This window comes from Clostridium sp. 'deep sea', assembly GCF_014931565.1.
Classification (GTDB): Bacteria; Bacillota; UBA994; order PWPR01; family PWPR01.
In genome coordinates this window covers 161,044-176,283 of record NZ_CP063353.1, presented here as the reverse complement: position 1 = coordinate 176,283, position 15,240 = coordinate 161,044, and the positions used below count along the sequence as shown (strand labels likewise).

The 15,240-nt window shown below is 29.0% G+C and carries 15 protein-coding genes; 1 reads left to right on the top strand and 14 read right to left on the bottom strand.

Features of this window, described 5'->3' with window-relative positions; all coding sequences use genetic code 11:
- Window positions 1–2: 2 nt before the first annotated feature.
- The 14 genes from IMX26_RS00880 to IMX26_RS00815 form a co-directional block, all read right to left on the bottom strand.
- On the bottom strand, window positions 3–1,268 hold the full coding sequence (locus tag IMX26_RS00880; protein WP_195159843.1) for a glycosyltransferase: 1,266 nt from the start codon (window positions 1,266–1,268) through the stop codon (window positions 3–5).
- Entirely contained in the window at window positions 1,249–2,901 is a 1,653-nt protein-coding gene (locus tag IMX26_RS00875; protein WP_195159842.1) for a DUF2334 domain-containing protein, read from the bottom strand. Before IMX26_RS00875 ends, IMX26_RS00880 begins: the two co-directional genes overlap by 20 nt.
- Window positions 2,891–3,733, bottom strand: coding sequence for a diguanylate cyclase (locus tag IMX26_RS00870; protein WP_195159841.1), 843 nt, complete (start codon window positions 3,731–3,733; stop codon window positions 2,891–2,893). The genes IMX26_RS00875 and IMX26_RS00870 overlap by 11 nt, the downstream gene beginning before the upstream one ends.
- A gap of 2 nt (window positions 3,734–3,735) precedes the next feature.
- Window positions 3,736–4,845 (bottom strand): glycosyl hydrolase family 8, encoded by a 1,110-nt coding sequence (locus IMX26_RS00865; RefSeq protein ID WP_195159840.1) that lies wholly within the window; start codon window positions 4,843–4,845, stop codon window positions 3,736–3,738.
- A 269-nt stretch (window positions 4,846–5,114) separates the two neighbouring features.
- Entirely contained in the window at window positions 5,115–5,693 is a 579-nt protein-coding gene (locus IMX26_RS00860) for a GNAT family N-acetyltransferase (RefSeq protein WP_195159839.1), read from the bottom strand.
- 141 nt (window positions 5,694–5,834) lie between these two features.
- Window positions 5,835–7,022 (bottom strand): metallophosphoesterase family protein, encoded by a 1,188-nt coding sequence (locus IMX26_RS00855; RefSeq protein WP_195159838.1) that lies wholly within the window; start codon window positions 7,020–7,022, stop codon window positions 5,835–5,837.
- Window positions 7,023–7,037: 15 nt separating this feature from the next.
- Complete coding sequence (locus tag IMX26_RS00850) at window positions 7,038–7,475, bottom strand: NUDIX domain-containing protein (protein WP_195159837.1); 438 nt, start codon at window positions 7,473–7,475, stop codon at window positions 7,038–7,040.
- 314 nt (window positions 7,476–7,789) lie between these two features.
- Window positions 7,790–8,875 (bottom strand): Fic/DOC family N-terminal domain-containing protein, encoded by a 1,086-nt coding sequence (locus IMX26_RS00845; RefSeq protein ID WP_195159836.1) that lies wholly within the window; start codon window positions 8,873–8,875, stop codon window positions 7,790–7,792.
- Window positions 8,876–9,019: 144 nt separating this feature from the next.
- Window positions 9,020–10,096, bottom strand: coding sequence for an extracellular solute-binding protein (locus IMX26_RS00840; protein ID WP_195159835.1), 1,077 nt, complete (start codon window positions 10,094–10,096; stop codon window positions 9,020–9,022).
- Window positions 10,093–10,884 (bottom strand): ABC transporter permease, encoded by a 792-nt coding sequence (locus IMX26_RS00835; protein ID WP_195159834.1) that lies wholly within the window; start codon window positions 10,882–10,884, stop codon window positions 10,093–10,095. The genes IMX26_RS00840 and IMX26_RS00835 overlap by 4 nt, the downstream gene beginning before the upstream one ends.
- Window positions 10,881–11,696, bottom strand: a complete 816-nt coding sequence (locus IMX26_RS00830; RefSeq protein ID WP_195159833.1) for an ABC transporter permease — start codon at window positions 11,694–11,696, stop codon at window positions 10,881–10,883. Before IMX26_RS00830 ends, IMX26_RS00835 begins: the two co-directional genes overlap by 4 nt.
- A complete protein-coding gene (locus tag IMX26_RS00825) occupies window positions 11,696–12,733 on the bottom strand; it encodes an ABC transporter ATP-binding protein (protein WP_195159832.1) in 1,038 nt (345 codons plus the stop codon). Before IMX26_RS00825 ends, IMX26_RS00830 begins: the two co-directional genes overlap by 1 nt.
- An 11-nt stretch (window positions 12,734–12,744) precedes the next feature.
- Window positions 12,745–13,287 (bottom strand): helix-turn-helix domain-containing protein, encoded by a 543-nt coding sequence (locus tag IMX26_RS00820; protein WP_195159831.1) that lies wholly within the window; start codon window positions 13,285–13,287, stop codon window positions 12,745–12,747.
- A gap of 217 nt (window positions 13,288–13,504) precedes the next feature.
- Window positions 13,505–13,957, bottom strand: a complete 453-nt coding sequence (locus IMX26_RS00815) for a hypothetical protein (RefSeq protein ID WP_195159830.1) — start codon at window positions 13,955–13,957, stop codon at window positions 13,505–13,507.
- A gap of 284 nt (window positions 13,958–14,241) precedes the next feature.
- On the opposite strand from IMX26_RS00815, the gene IMX26_RS00810 reads away from it, so the two are divergent.
- Window positions 14,242–15,084: a diguanylate cyclase gene (locus tag IMX26_RS00810; RefSeq protein WP_195159829.1), complete on the top strand. Its 843-nt coding sequence runs from the start codon at window positions 14,242–14,244 to the stop codon at window positions 15,082–15,084.
- Window positions 15,085–15,240: the final 156 nt, after the last annotated feature.

The following is a 15,240-nucleotide window of genomic DNA, read 5'->3' as shown; positions in this document are numbered from 1 at the left end:
CCCTAATCAAATCTTTCTGTTTTATACCACGTTGTTTCTCTTTTAAAAATCATATCAGTAAGATATAATACTATGCCTCTACCAGCTACCACCATCCATAGCTGACAATACGTAAAATATATTATTAGTACATATAATATATTACTTTTGCTACTTTCTCCTTTTTCCATAGCTAGGGTAATTAAAATTTGCAAAACAAAAATTATATATGCCAAGACCCATAATAATAAGAAGTTGCCTGCTAAACTTAGTTTAACTGGGGTGAAAATACCTACTAAAAATATAATATTTGATAATACAAGCGATGACAAAAATAAAAAATAAACCGCTACTAAATAAAATATATCAATACCAATATTTTTTACTTGTTTGCTTAATACTTTTGGCAGATATTTAAACACAACATATATGTTTCCTTTAACCCACCGGGTGCGTTGTTTAAACCACACATTAAGAGTTTCGGGCTCCTGCTCCCAGGTAACAGCCAATGGCATCATACCTATTCGGTAACCTTGTTCGAAAAGTTTAAAGCTTATTTCTGTATCTTCAGCTATTGCTTTAGAGTCCCAGCCCCCTATTTTTTCTAGGGCACTACTCCTAATAATAAAATTTGTACCTGGTATAGTACAGATATTAAATATTTTAAACCTACCTGCTTGTGCCATCCATTGAAAACTAAGAGTTTCAATATTAATGAATCTAGTTAATATATTTTTATACTTATTTCTAGTTCGAAATTTGCCAATTACAGCTCCATAAGTTTCATTGTTTAGTAACTCATATACCAAGTATCTTAAAGCAAAGGACTCTGGTGTATTGTCTGCATCATAAACAGCAATAAACTCTCCTTGAGCATGCAGTTTACCAATATTTAAAGCATTAGACTTTCCTTTACCACCATTTTTTTTGGTTGTGGATATAATTTTAATATTACAATAAACAAGCCTACGTTTTAGTGCTTCTAATACTTGCAAAGTATTGTCTTGAGAGTTATCATTAATAATTATTATTTCATACCTATCTTTGGGATAAAACTGTTTTGACATTGCCTCTACAGTTCTAGCTATAACTTTTTCTTCGTTGTGAGCTGGAATTAAGATAGACACATAGGGGTATCTTGTAAAGTTTTTGAGTATATTGATTCTACGTTTTGATAGTTTACTATAAAAAACATACCCACCTAAGGCCAGTATGACATTAAAGATTAATAATAACCAAATTGCAGTAAACGAATAGAGAAATAGGTAATCAATTAGTTTTAGCTTCATCTTCTATTTCCTTTAAAAACCTTAGTTTGTTTTTTTGCCTGAATCGCAATAAGACTATTACTAATACTAAAAGAGTTATAAATAAAATAATTACTAGTAAAACATTTACATAACCAAAGTACTTACTAATATTATTTGAGTTTAAGCTACTATTCACAGTAATGACACCGTTAATAGACTCTATTTTAATGTCTCTTGAGCTTACCCAATTTTCATGCTGCTTCAGGTCATAAAAATTAACATTTTGCTGTTTAAAAAAGTTAATTATCTCTTTTAAATATTTGATGTCTATATTAGGATGATAAAACAAGCCTGCTGAGTAACCTCTAACTCGACTTATACTACTATATTTATCTTTAATTCTGCTAACTGCTTCGCTTTTTAAACCATTTATATAGCCAAGGTTTTCAGGCAATACAGTTTTATAACTATCTGTATTATTTAAAACATAGGGGAAGGTAACTGTTGTAAAATTAGTGTCAGAAACTTGTACCTGACCACAATATGTTGAAAAATACTGACTTACCTGCAGAAAGCCACTAGTACTCATGGCGTAATGAGGTGGCTCAAACGCCAAAGGGTATATTTCATTGTCAACGCAAGTTTTTACGCCTAAATATATTCTATTCTCAATATATTCTGCTTCGTTTACATTAGTAATAACGGTATTGTTAATGCCATCCCAAAACTCAAAGCCCTCACCAGTAACCTCACCATAACCAGCATGAGTGTAACCATGCATTACAATACTTGCACCTTTATCTATCATATATTTTATTGTATTTGCAAAACCATCTATATCTTGAATATGGGTAAGCTTGTTAGTATTTTTATTGTTATAGGCAGGTATTAAAGACACCATAAATGGAACTTTTTGCAAGTATAAGTAGTTAGCTATTTCTCTTAATTTTTGTTGATCTCTAAAGGGATGTACATCTTCAATTCTTATAAATATATTGTTGTTTTGAACTAATTGCTGTTCAAATATTTCGTTTAAAATATCTGCAAATATTAAAAATAAATCATCATAAAAATCTAAAATTGATACAATCCATGTATTACTATATTGCATAATAACAGGATTAAACTCAGTACCATTACTTACACCAGCATAAACCTTTACATCTTTAGACTGCACCTCAATATTCTTAATAGGATAGTAGTAAGAAAGCCCAGAGAAACTTTGTTTAAAATCGTTTATTTCTAAACCATTATTATAAACAATATCTGTAAAGTCATACTTTACTCCTTTAGTGACAATTGGTATGTTTAAATTCTTGCTAAACTCTTTTAGTCCCAAGCCAATATAGCAAATTGTTGTTTTAACTTGTTTTAATTGCATGTAAAGCTTGGGGTTTAAATAGTCACTATTATTTAAAACAAAAATATACTCATTATTCAATAAATCTTGTTTAGTTACTTGAGACTCATGTATAGGAAAAACCTGCACATTAAAATGATATAATAGATTTTTAAGTGCAAAAACACGATCATTTGCAGAGCCTATTTCAGTTTTAGTGTCATAGATTAGTAAAACCTTTTTAACTGGTTGCTCTGCATATGTGCGATTACAAACTAGTACTAAACTACTACTTAACATAAGAAGTAAAACTAAAAACCTTTTAAACATCATAAATTAACTCTTTCTTTGTTAAATTGTAATACTCTGTACTGCTTTTAATGTCGGTTTTAAATTTAAGATAGCCCAGTTTAACTTCTATATGAATTATATCTGTCTCTCCATTAATATTTTTAACATTAGCTTCGTTTAAAGTGCTTTTTATTTTAGTTTTAATGACTTCAATACCACTGTCTTTAATATTTCTAAATACTATTGCAAAGCTATTATCAGTCAATCTATACTTATTATCTTCTAGTCGTGTAGTATCGTTTAAGAGCTTTGCTGCCTGTTTTACTATTTCTTTAATACCCTCTTGTTTATATAACGACTTTAGTTCTTCGTAGTATTTTATTTCAATAATCATCAAATAAAGGTTGCTGTTATATCTTTTTGCAAAGGACATTTGCTTTTGCAAATCTAGATTAAAAGCAGTTATATTCTCTAATCCAGTTGAGGGATCAACCGTTACAAACTTATTTACTTTTTCCTCCATGGCAGTTAAACTTACTTTTAACTGTTTGATATAGCTTGAGTAACTACCCAAAGTAATAAATATTAATGGGCTAATAAACATTATTAAATAGCTACCTAAACTTATATTTATGTTCATTAAACTTAAGTACAGCAAATATGTACCATAACCTACAGCAAAAATTAATGCTGAGTAAAGTGAAAATATTTGGCCAAATAAATAAGCTAAAGTTGAACCTGTAAATATAACACTGATAAGAATAAATAACTGTCCATTCATACTAGTCTTAAATTCATAAAATAGGGTTATGGTTAAATATAACTCTACAATAAAGGCAATCAAAAACACCTCATTTATTAGTCTTTTTTTCATAACTACCTACCTTCCAAAGCAAGAATAGCCTGCAAATTATCAAATGAATATGCCTGTAAAGATACCTCATCTGCAAAGCCACCATAAACTTTGCTATTTACATTCTTTACTTGTAATTCAAGCATTTTAGCTGCCAAGTTATGATATAGTTCTATTTCATTTATTTCATTACATATCCTCATCGCAATAGCATATACAGCTGTACTTTCATATGAGTTTTTACTAGCAATACCTGTTTTGGGATTGTAGCTAGACATAATTTTACCATTATTTTTAAGCTCTTTTTTTAACCATATAATTGAATCATAATCTATCTCTTTTACTTCAGCTAAATGTAAAACAGTTAATAAAGAATCTATCATGTTAATTTGATTAACTAAAACAATGTGATCATTGCTATATGTTTTATAGTACAACGGAAAATCTTTACTTACTTTAGCCATTTTAATGATTCTTAAAGAATCATTAAAAACATTATCCCACTTTTCGCTACTATGAGTCAATAATAACATGGTGTAGAGGTCTAAATATGATAGAGTTATTTCTTTACTTTTTTTACTTTTATCATAAAAATCTACTAAGCTTTCATTAACTAAGCTCTTAACTCGTAAGTTTTTCTCTAAGTGTTGATACATTATTTTATGCTCATTTTTGTTCCAAAGCTTTATGGCATAATGAAGTGCCCTTAAAACCCTTAAATCATCAACTGAAGCAGAAATAGTTGTTTTAATACTGTTGTTATTAGTTACTCTCCAGCTTAATCCATTTTGTTTATTAAACATATTATTTTTTACGTAGATAAAACTGGTATCAAAAAGTAAAAAATCTCGATTGTATACAGCATGTAACATCATAAGTCCCTGTGATTCTGCTAAAACTTCATGACCTGTGGCATAACTTTTGCTCTCATTATAATTTAGATAGTTGGTATAAATGCCACCCTCATTATTAATCATGTTGTTTTTCAAAAAACTTAAAGCATTTTTTAAATCGATTTTATATTCAACATTTATATTAGCTTTAGGCACCTTGTTTTGAAAGTTATAATTTATTAAAATAAAAACACTAAAAATAAATAATAATGCCATAGTAAATTTTAAGATTTTATTCATGTTTAAACCTCAATTTTTAATTAAATTACCTGTATATACTATCTTAATCATTGTACCTAGTTAACTATAATTCTTTAAGTATTTATTATTAGCTATAAAAGAATTATTTTCCAATAGATAGTTAGGACTAAAAAGCTTCCGTCTGTTAAACAACATACTTATCCTCTATTTTATTTGCCTCTTTAAAACAAAAGGAGTTCAGTGATAGTTCTAGGAACTTATCAATGAACTCTTGATAACTTTATTATAAGCATTTTAGATAAAGAAATTTAACTTAATAAAATATCACCTATATATTTGCTTTTAGATAGTCTGTATGTTATATATTCTGGGTTATCCCAGCCTAGCGGATCAAAGTCTATAGGTGTAACACTTTGTTTTTTGAAATTTAGTTTATTTAACAGATTAATGGATCTTTCATTCTTAACACTAGTCCTAGCCTCTATTATATTTAATCTCATCTCCATAAAAGCATAATTAAGAACCTCTGAAACTGCTTCTTTCATATAACCTCTGTTTTGATACTCTGGTAATAACTCATAGCTTATTTCGGCGCTACATTCAGTATGAGATATATTCCAAATACATATATTACCAATTAGTCTATTGTTACGGGGTAAAGATAAGGCCCATATTATCCATTGCTCTGCTTCAATACCTTCAGCTACTTTATTAATATAATTAAATGCATCCTTCTCACTTTTGGCATAAGGACGCTGAAAAAAACTAGCCACATTTTTGTTAGACAATAGTGCAAATATTTCGTTACTATCACTATCTTTAATATTCCTTAATATTAACCTATTAGTTGTTAAAAAGGGAAATGACTGAAAATTTATTTTAACCATAAAAAGCCCCTGACTAAAATACTTGTTAATTTATAAAAAGCTTTTGTATTTATGTATTCATTATAACAGCGTTCAATGGTTTAAACAAGCCAAACATCTAACTACTAATCCATTATTAGTAATATTACTCCTTTTTTTTACTTATATAAAGCTTACCTCACCATCTTTTATCTTAACAACTTTGGGTTTTACCCAGTGATAATTAGATTGCTCATTTATAGTATTTCCATAAAGTCCACCACTTGAAAAGATAGTTATAAGAGTGTCGTTAAAATGATATCTGTAACCTTCTTCTACGGCTTCATGTCCCCTAATTAATAAATCTATATTAAGCTTATTTTTAAAGCTTTCATATTCTGCTTGAGAGTAACTAAATCTGCGATTCCCTAACCTTAACTCTCTACCTTCCCTACGAGGATCACTCCATACTAAGTTATTACATATTACTGAACCTAAAAAATCTACATTATCATTATTAGTAATATCAGCTAAACAATTAATATACTCATAAATGTCTTCCGAAAAATATTTTGGTCGTGGTATTCCAGCATGAACTACCATAATAACTTTATCGGCATTTAATATTAAAGCAACATAGGGTAGCTTATTAAAAAAATTGAGGTAACTACGTATCATTTGTTTATTAAATGTAGAATTTTTACGACTTAAGGTTAACAAATAGTGAGAATAGTACATTTCATTTTCATCTTTATCAGGTATTCGATATGTTAATGTAAAACTATCATCATCGTGCATTACGCCACCATCGTGATTTCCTCTTAATAAAAACACATTCTTAGCAAATAAAAACTGGAGTATTAGCAATAATTCAACCAGTTGTAAATGGCTGTGGCCTCGATCCACGTAATCTCCTACAAATACTAAATTAATAGCTTGTTTACTAATATACTTATTATAGAAATCACTTACTTTTAAAGCCCTTGTTAACGAGTTATAATCCGAATGAAGATCGCCTATAATAATATTTTCATAGTTTTTATTTAAGATATAAATTTTATTGGTTATAACACCGTGTTCTGCATTATGAAGTATTTTATAACAATTGATCTCATTGTTAATTAGTTTACTATTACTACTAGAGTCATTAGTATTTATAATATTACTAACATGTTTAAGTAATTCATAATGAAAGCTACTTAATTCTGTTAAATCCTGATTATATAAATCTTCGTTTACTAAATATTTGGAACCTCTCCAAAATTCATTAATAAAACTGTATATATCATTTGCTAGTTCATCACCTGTTGTATACTTCTTATTGCGTAAATTGTTTTTTATTAATAACAATTTATTAAATCTTTGTGCCATATTATTGCTCCCAAACTATATAAGATTTTCTTTTTTTAAAATACCTTGTAACAGATTAATAGATGGCTGAATTTGATTATTACCTACCAACTTGTTATAAGAATGTATTTCATTAAGATCCACCCACTCAAAGCCTATTATTTTTCGATATAACACAGATTCTTCACCCTTTTGAAATTGGCTTATATCGTTTACAAGCTGAGCAAAAGTTACATATCTTTTATATGTATCTTGGCCGTTACCTACTCTATCATCAATTAAACGTAGGTTATTGAGTTTAATATGACACTCTTCCAGTAACTCTCTTTTAATTGCAGTATGTAGATTTTCACTTGGCTCTAAATTTCCACCAGGATACATCCAGTATTCTTGTTTATTTTTAGAGTTATACTGTTTAAGAAATAGTACTTTCTTTTTATGTATTAAGATAGCTTGTACTCTTGTATGTCTCATTATCATCCCTCATATGTATTAGATTTTCTTAATTTTAGCAACTTTAAGTATTGTTTCACCTTTTTTGGATTAAGGTCTTGTAAAATTCCATAAAAGATTTCAATATCCTTTAACTGAGTTAAAGAACTATTAACATTTTTTTTTAATAATAAGGGGCAATAGGGAAATATAATGTTTTTTTTCTAATAAGTCAGAACATTAATGGCACGGTAATGAACCAAAAGGTACATGTATTACATAAAAAAAGACAGTCAGCAAATTAAAAAACTATTTGTCAACTATCTCCTTTATGTTATTAGTGTTTTTTCAACTCTCTATGTTCTTAATAAATCTAATAAACTATAATAATAGTACTTTTTATTCCTTCTTTTGTCGTCAGCATAAATAATTTTTCTTTCCACAAGCTTATTTAAGTATCTTCTACAACTACCATCGTTTATTCCAGTTAAGGTACTCATAGTCTTTACGTTAAAAATTGGATGCTTGAAAATAATATTTAGTATTTTAACAATATTATTATTTTTTTCAATACTCATAGCCTCTGCTAAATCTTGTTCGTATAACTTATTAATATTATTAATTAATTTAATATTTTTTACAGCCTGTTTATTAACACTTTCTAAAAAGAAAAGAATCCACTCATTCCATTCTGCTTTATGTCTTGTACCATTTAGCAAAGTATAATATTTATATTTATCTTTTTCTAAAGATTCACTAATAAAAAAGTTTGGCGAATTTATTATATTATTTTCATACAAGTATAATGGTATTAAAATACGTCCAATCCTACCATTGCCATCCAAAAAAGGGTGAATAGTTTCAAATTGAGCATGGATAATTGCTATTCTAACCAATGGATTTAAACTATCTGTTGGATTATTAATATAATTCTCTAAATTGGACATATGCTCATCAACTAATTGAGGTTCTGGTGGCACATACTTTGCTGTCTCTATAGTACAGTTTTCTGGACCAATAAAGTTCTGTATTCTTCGATATTCACCTGGCGAACGATTTCCACCTCTTACTCCACTACAAAGTAAAATTTCATGAAGAGATTTAAATAGTCGTGAGCAAATTGGTATTTTATGCACTTGTCTTTCACCATGTTTTAATGCACTATAATAATTTAGTACTTCTTGAACATCATTAGTTTTTTTATCTTCTATCTGTGACTCGAACACCTCATTCAATGTAGCTTGTGTGCCTTCGATTTTAGTTGACTGAAATGCCTCTTGTAATATTAATGGATTTATTAGAAAATCCTCGTTAATTTTTGAATTTTGAAGTATAACTTGAAACTTACCAATATTTGTACTTGCTTCAACAAGAGTATTTAAGAAATACAATTGATTTATATGTTGATCAAAGGGCAGTTTTAATGGGACAAATGGTTTCATATTATAAAACCCCCTATTATTATTTTCTATTATAATATAATATTATAATATACTTTCATATTTTAGGCAATTATTTTTAAAAGTATACTATTTTAAAAATAATAAGCACAAAATAGCCATATATCTATTTTGTGCTTTAGGTTATTACTGTTTTGCTCTCATTAATATTTCTTCTAATTGCTGATAATGCTCTGAAGTTAGGTTTTTATACATCTGACCTTTAAAGTCTTTATGAAAGTAGATATCTCTAAAGTAGCTATGACCTGTTATATCATTACGTTGTGAGTCAGCTTTCATTTTTTCGTAGGTCTTAGATACCACTGGTGTATAGCCAACGCTATCAACATTTGTTAGTACATTATCGGCATCTAAAAAAAAGTTGACAAATTTGTGAGCTAACTCTATATTTTTAGATGTTGTAGGTATAATCATGGCATCTACCCAAATATTTGTGCTTAATGGTGTCATAAAGTTAAATGTTAACTCATCACCCTCATCAAGTACCACATAGTATGAATCAAAAAAATCGCCGGAATAAACTAAAGCAATATCTAAATTGCCAGCAATAATCTCTCTTTTAAGGTTATCATCACCCCAAAGAGTATAGTCCATATTTTTAAGTAACTCTTCTGCTTCTGTTAATTGCTTAGTATCTGTTGTGTTAACATCGTAACCTAAATGCAATAAAGCAGCAGAAACAGAATCTCTACCTGAATTATACATACCAACCTTAGTATCATCAGGAAGAATTGATCTATCGAATAAAACCCTAAAACCATGTTCTTTTACTAGGCTCTCATATTCATTTCTATACATAATACCTATACAACCATAAAAATATGGAACAGCATTATCACTTATTTTAGCTTGCTTCATGAGATTAGCAACAATTGGCTCTAAAGTATTTTCACTTAAGTTTGGCACCATTGTTTTATCAACAGTATTTAGTAGGTTTTCAGAAGCAAGTTTTTGAATCATGTACTCACTTGGAATAGCGATATCATAAGCTGTATTTCCTGACTTAATTTTTTCATACATTACTTCATTTGAATCTACTTCATCTGTTACTACCTTAACACCAGTTTCAGATTCAAACTTTTCAATAAGTTCAGTGCTCATGTACTCTCCCCAGTTCAGTACATAAAGTGTTTGTTGATTAGAACAACCCGCAAATAGTGAAATAACTAAAACAGAGATTAAAACACCCACCAATTTTTTCATTTACAATCCTGCCTTTTTTTTGATTTTATGTTTATTGCCAAAAGTATGGCAAAAGTGACCGTAGTAATTAAAGTATTATATGCATAAGCCGCTGGCGAAAAGGTTCTTCTGCCAAGCCTAGCATAAAGCCAAATAGAGAAATTAGAGTAACCATTACCAGTAGTAAAATAACTTATAACAAAGTCATCAATGCTCATGGTAAAGGCAATTAAGCTGCCTGTTATTATGCCGCTTTTTATTGCAGGTACAATAACCTTTAACACTGCTTGCATTGTAGTACAACCTAAATCTATTGCGGCATTATACAAATCTTTATCTAAAGCCCTTAGCTTGGGTAAAACGCTTAAAACAACATAAGGCACTGAAAAAAAAACATGTGCTAACAACATGGTCGGAAATCCAAACTTAAGTTGAATAAAGGAAAACACAATCATTAAAGATAAACCAGTAACAATGTCTGGATTAACAAGGGGTATATTATTGAGTAATAAAATACGTTTTTTATCTCTTTTTCTTAAGGAATTAATTCCTATAGCAATAAATGTACCTAAAATAGTGCTAATTATGGTTGATACAACAGCTACAGTAATGGTATTTGTTATTGCCCCAAAAAGAGAGCTATTAGTAAATATTTCACCATACCATTTTAGGGAAAACCCCTTAAAAACATGAGCAAATTTAGATTCATTTATAGATAAAATAGCAATGATTATTATTGGAAAATACATTAAGAAAAAACTTATTGCAATAAGTGGCCATTTTAGGTATTTAAAGGCTTTTAAAATCATACTAACATACCTCCGTCTTCATCACCTTTATTAAATAAGCCTATAGATGCAAAAATTATTGTTATTACAAATAGAGATAAAAGACTACCTAGATTATAGTTAAATACTTTTTTAAACATATTTTCGATAACGTTACCAATTAATAATATATTACCGCCCCCTAATCTTTGGGGTAAAGCAAATGCAGTTGCACTTGGCAAAAGAGTCATTAAAACACCGCTAGCTACTCCACCAAGTGATAAAGGGAATATTATCTTAGTAAATACTTGAACAGGACTAGCTCCTAAATCTCTACTGGCCTCTAATAAAGATTTATCCATTTTCTCAAGAGAAGTATAAATAGGAAATATCATAAAGGGCAGGTAAATTGAAACCATGCCAATTACAATAGCTGTTTTTGTACCTAATAAATTAAGGCTAATACCAATAATATTTAATAAACTATTAGGTTTAAACAATTGCTCCCAAGCTATCACTCTTAAAAGCATATTAGACCACATAGGGCAAATTAAGAGGATTAATACTAACCACTTTTTTTTACTTTTTAAATTGGCAATTATATAAGCCATAGGATACCCAATTAATAAACAAATTAAAGTTGCTATAGATGATAATACAACTGAATTAATAACTGCATCTAAATAAATTGATTCACCAAGTTTTTTAAAATTGTTTAAGCTAAGTTTAGCATTAGCCAAATCTATACCTTGAGTATTAGTAAATGACAAAAATATCATTATTAAAATAGGAATCACCACTAATAAGATCATTACCCACTTATAGGGTAGAGCTAGTTTACGCAGCTCTTTCATTAGCTTACCTTCATTAAATGTATTTCATATTTATCTACATTTAGCCCGATAATATCTCCTATATTTGGGCTTTCTAAGGTGTGTACAATCAGCTCTTTATCTTCAACTATTACACATAGTTCGTAATGAACACCCTTAAATACAATATCATCAACACGCCCCGTTATTTTACCTAAATCGCTAACAACCACATCAAAATCTTCGGGTCTAATTACCACATCTACCTGTTCTCCTGCTGTAAAATCTTCATCTACACAATCAAATACAACCCCAGAAAACTCTACCTGTTTATTGCCTTTATAAACACCTGGCATAATATTGCTTTCACCAATAAATGATGCCACAAATTTATTAATTGGTTCGTTGTAAATATGCTGAGGAGCTCCTATTTGCTGAATAACACCATCGTTCATAACAACAATTTTATCCGACATTGTTAAGGCCTCTTCTTGATCATGTGTTACATAAATAAAGGTAATACCTAAGTCATGTTGCATATCTTTTATTTCATATTGCATATCTTTTCTTAATTTTAAATCAAGGGCAGATAAAGGTTCATCTAACAATAAAAGTTTAGGTCTATTAACAATTGCTCTAGCCAAGGCAACTCGTTGTTGCTGACCACCACTTAAAGCATGTATTGAGCGTTTATCATAGCCAGTTAGTTTTACCATTTTTAGTGCCTTTGTTACTCTATTTTCAATTTCATTTTTAGGTAGTTTTTTTAGTTTTAAACCAAAAGCAATATTATCGTAAATGTTTAAATGTGGAAATAAGGCGTAGTTTTGAAAAACCGTATTTATTTGTCGCTCATGGGCAGGAATATTATTTATATCTTGACCTTGAAATAATATAGTGCCACTAGTTATTTCCTCAAAGCCTGCTATCATTCTTAAAATAGTAGTTTTACCACAGCCACTTGGGCCTAACAAGGTTATGAACTGATTTTTATAGATATCTAAATTAATATTATTTACAACTAAGTTATCAGCATATTTTTTTGACAAGTTTTTTAATTCAATTAATTTTTCAGCCATATTTAGCTCTCCTAAAAAACTGGGGGTGTTGATACCCAAATAAATTTTGATGTTTTACTTGCAGCGTTAACAATATGATGTACCTTTCGGGGTCGTAAAAGATAAAAACTCTCACCACGTGATACCCTATATTTTTTTGTACCTAGCCATAACTCAATTCTGCCTGTTAGTACATAAGCAAATATTTCACCTTCGTGGGGATGTAAATCTTTGGTTCTGCCGTTCTCTGCTAGTTCGAATAATATAGGCTCCATGGCATTTTTTTGAGAGTTAGGGATTAGCCAGCTTATATTGTGTTTAAGCTCTTCTTCTTGTTTTACAAACACATCTCTTTTTTTATATACAATTTGTTTGGTTTCTTTTTCATTAAAAAATTCTTGTAAGTCTGTGCCTAGCACTAATAAAATATCTTTTAAAGTTGCTATAGATGGACTGGTTAGGTCATTTTCGAGTTGAGAAATAAAGCCCTTAGATAACTCACACCTGTTTGCAAGCTCTTCTTGGGTAAGGCTTTGTTGAAGTCTTAAATTCTTAATTTTATTACCAATATTCATAGTACCTCCAAAACTGCAAAAAGGTTTACTAATACTAAACTTATAACTTACATACTCTAAACAAATTAAAGAATACACTGCAACGTGAATTTTGTCAATATTTAATTTTAGGATATTTTATTTTAGTGGGTAAAAATATTAAAAACCCTGTTAAGACTTTCGGCAAAGTTTTAACAGGGTTTATTATCTACTTATTTATTAGGTATTTATTGATAAATTAATATGGACTAATATCATATTTTTTTAGAATATTTAGTGCTTCTTCACGATTTTTAGCTGAGGTTACAATACAGTAGCCAAACTTACTACTCCAACCACTATTATCTTGTTGTTCATAAACTAGGATTACCATTTTTGATAACAGGGGTTTACAAATCATTTTTCCGAAGTTATAATGCTCGTAATTTTCATGACCATCTGCATCTGTACCAGTTGTATACACATAAGACATAACTGCTTCATTACCTACATCTCTTATAAATTGTAGTTTTTGCATTTTCTTCGCTGTTGTTGGATATTTAGGAACAAAAATTTGACCTTTAAAAATGTTATCTTTAAATAAATTAAATCTATAACTACCTTTAATCTGTATTGTTCGTGTCTCTAAATACCCAGGATCATCGAGCTTTATTTCTACAGCTGTAAGTTCTCTATTAATTGGTATTGGCACTGTATACACCAAAATTATAGCAATAAAAAGAAAACCTACTACTCTTTTAATTAATTTATAGTATAATATTACAACCCTCTCCTTTTTATTAGATATTCCACTACTAAATTACATTATCACATATAGAATATAAGTGTAAACATATTGTGCATTTTTAAATTTCATATCTTATTTGAAATTTAGCTAAGAAAACATCATTATAAATCTGGAAAAAATGCAATGCATTATTGTTTTAATAAATATATAATTACATTAAGATATCTTATTATAGTATGGTGATTTAGATGAATAAAAAGCTGTTTAAACAACTTCAATCTGTTATTGATTATATTGAAGAAAATATCTTAGAGACTATTAAAATAACTGATTTAACTAATTTAGTTTATATGTCAAAATCATCGTTTTATAATGTGTGCTCTTTGGTATTAGGTGTGCCTATAAAAAAATACATTAGGCAACGTAAGCTTTCCCACTCTGCTTATGATTTAATATTTTCACATAAAAATATATTGAATATAGCTCTTAAATATGGCTATAGCTCGTCTGCCAGTTATTCAAGAAGCTTTAAACAGCTATATGGCTTATCACCTCAGCACTATAAAAATTTCGGTAAATATTATGATGCTTTTCCTAGGATTATTTTAATCAATCAAAATACTGGAGGGAAATTAATGAATTGTCATATCAAAAACGTTGCCATTTTAAATAGTGTAATAAGTAACTCAGCAAAAGGATATTTACTAGATATAGATATTGACCATTTTCTTAATATCAATAAAGAGTTTGGTAGTGATATAGGGGATATGGTAATAGTTAAAGTAAAGAAGAGTCTGGAAGAAGTTTTAGTAAAATATAGTATAAAATCAAAGGTAATAAGAATACATGGTGATGAATTTGCAATTGTAATAACTGATATTAACACAAACCACTTAGAACAATTGTGTAAAGACATGTTAATAGAAGTGAATAAAGGTCTTAAACATAATATTATTTTTGTACCTATCTCCATTAGTATAGGTATTACTTCAATTTCTAATGACGATAATATAGATTTAATTGATCAAGCTCAATCAGCCATGTTAGCTGCCAAAAAAGCAGGAAAAAATCAATATAAATTTGTAAAGTAACATTTATTAATATAAAAACCTCTTACCTAATAAGTAAGAGGTTAATATTTAGGCTGTCACAAACGAAAATCTACTTTTAATATCAATCGCTAAACCATTGCTCTAACAACCGTTCTACTATCGTTTTGTCTCTAATTGTTAAGCAATTATGTTTAT

What these genes read in the sequence shown, in the direction of transcription:
- IMX26_RS00810 (WP_195159829.1), top strand. Translation starts at nt 14,242, where the DNA reads ATGAATAAAAAGCTGTTTAAACAACTTCAATCTGTTATTGATTATATT.
- IMX26_RS00825 (WP_195159832.1), bottom strand. Translation starts at nt 12,733, where the DNA reads ATGGCTGAAAAATTAATTGAATTAAAAAACTTGTCAAAAAAATATGCT.
- IMX26_RS00845 (WP_195159836.1), bottom strand. Translation starts at nt 8,875, where the DNA reads ATGAAACCATTTGTCCCATTAAAACTGCCCTTTGATCAACATATAAAT.
- IMX26_RS00820 (WP_195159831.1), bottom strand. Translation starts at nt 13,287, where the DNA reads ATGAATATTGGTAATAAAATTAAGAATTTAAGACTTCAACAAAGCCTT.
- IMX26_RS00875 (WP_195159842.1), bottom strand. Translation starts at nt 2,901, where the DNA reads ATGATGTTTAAAAGGTTTTTAGTTTTACTTCTTATGTTAAGTAGTAGT.
- IMX26_RS00830 (WP_195159833.1), bottom strand. Translation starts at nt 11,696, where the DNA reads ATGAAAGAGCTGCGTAAACTAGCTCTACCCTATAAGTGGGTAATGATC.
- IMX26_RS00850 (WP_195159837.1), bottom strand. Translation starts at nt 7,475, where the DNA reads ATGAGACATACAAGAGTACAAGCTATCTTAATACATAAAAAGAAAGTA.
- IMX26_RS00855 (WP_195159838.1), bottom strand. Translation starts at nt 7,022, where the DNA reads ATGGCACAAAGATTTAATAAATTGTTATTAATAAAAAACAATTTACGC.
- IMX26_RS00840 (WP_195159835.1), bottom strand. Translation starts at nt 10,096, where the DNA reads ATGAAAAAATTGGTGGGTGTTTTAATCTCTGTTTTAGTTATTTCACTA.
- IMX26_RS00835 (WP_195159834.1), bottom strand. Translation starts at nt 10,884, where the DNA reads ATGATTTTAAAAGCCTTTAAATACCTAAAATGGCCACTTATTGCAATA.
- IMX26_RS00860 (WP_195159839.1), bottom strand. Translation starts at nt 5,693, where the DNA reads ATGGTTAAAATAAATTTTCAGTCATTTCCCTTTTTAACAACTAATAGG.
- IMX26_RS00865 (WP_195159840.1), bottom strand. Translation starts at nt 4,845, where the DNA reads ATGAATAAAATCTTAAAATTTACTATGGCATTATTATTTATTTTTAGT.
- IMX26_RS00880 (WP_195159843.1), bottom strand. Translation starts at nt 1,268, where the DNA reads ATGAAGCTAAAACTAATTGATTACCTATTTCTCTATTCGTTTACTGCA.
- IMX26_RS00870 (WP_195159841.1), bottom strand. Translation starts at nt 3,733, where the DNA reads ATGAAAAAAAGACTAATAAATGAGGTGTTTTTGATTGCCTTTATTGTA.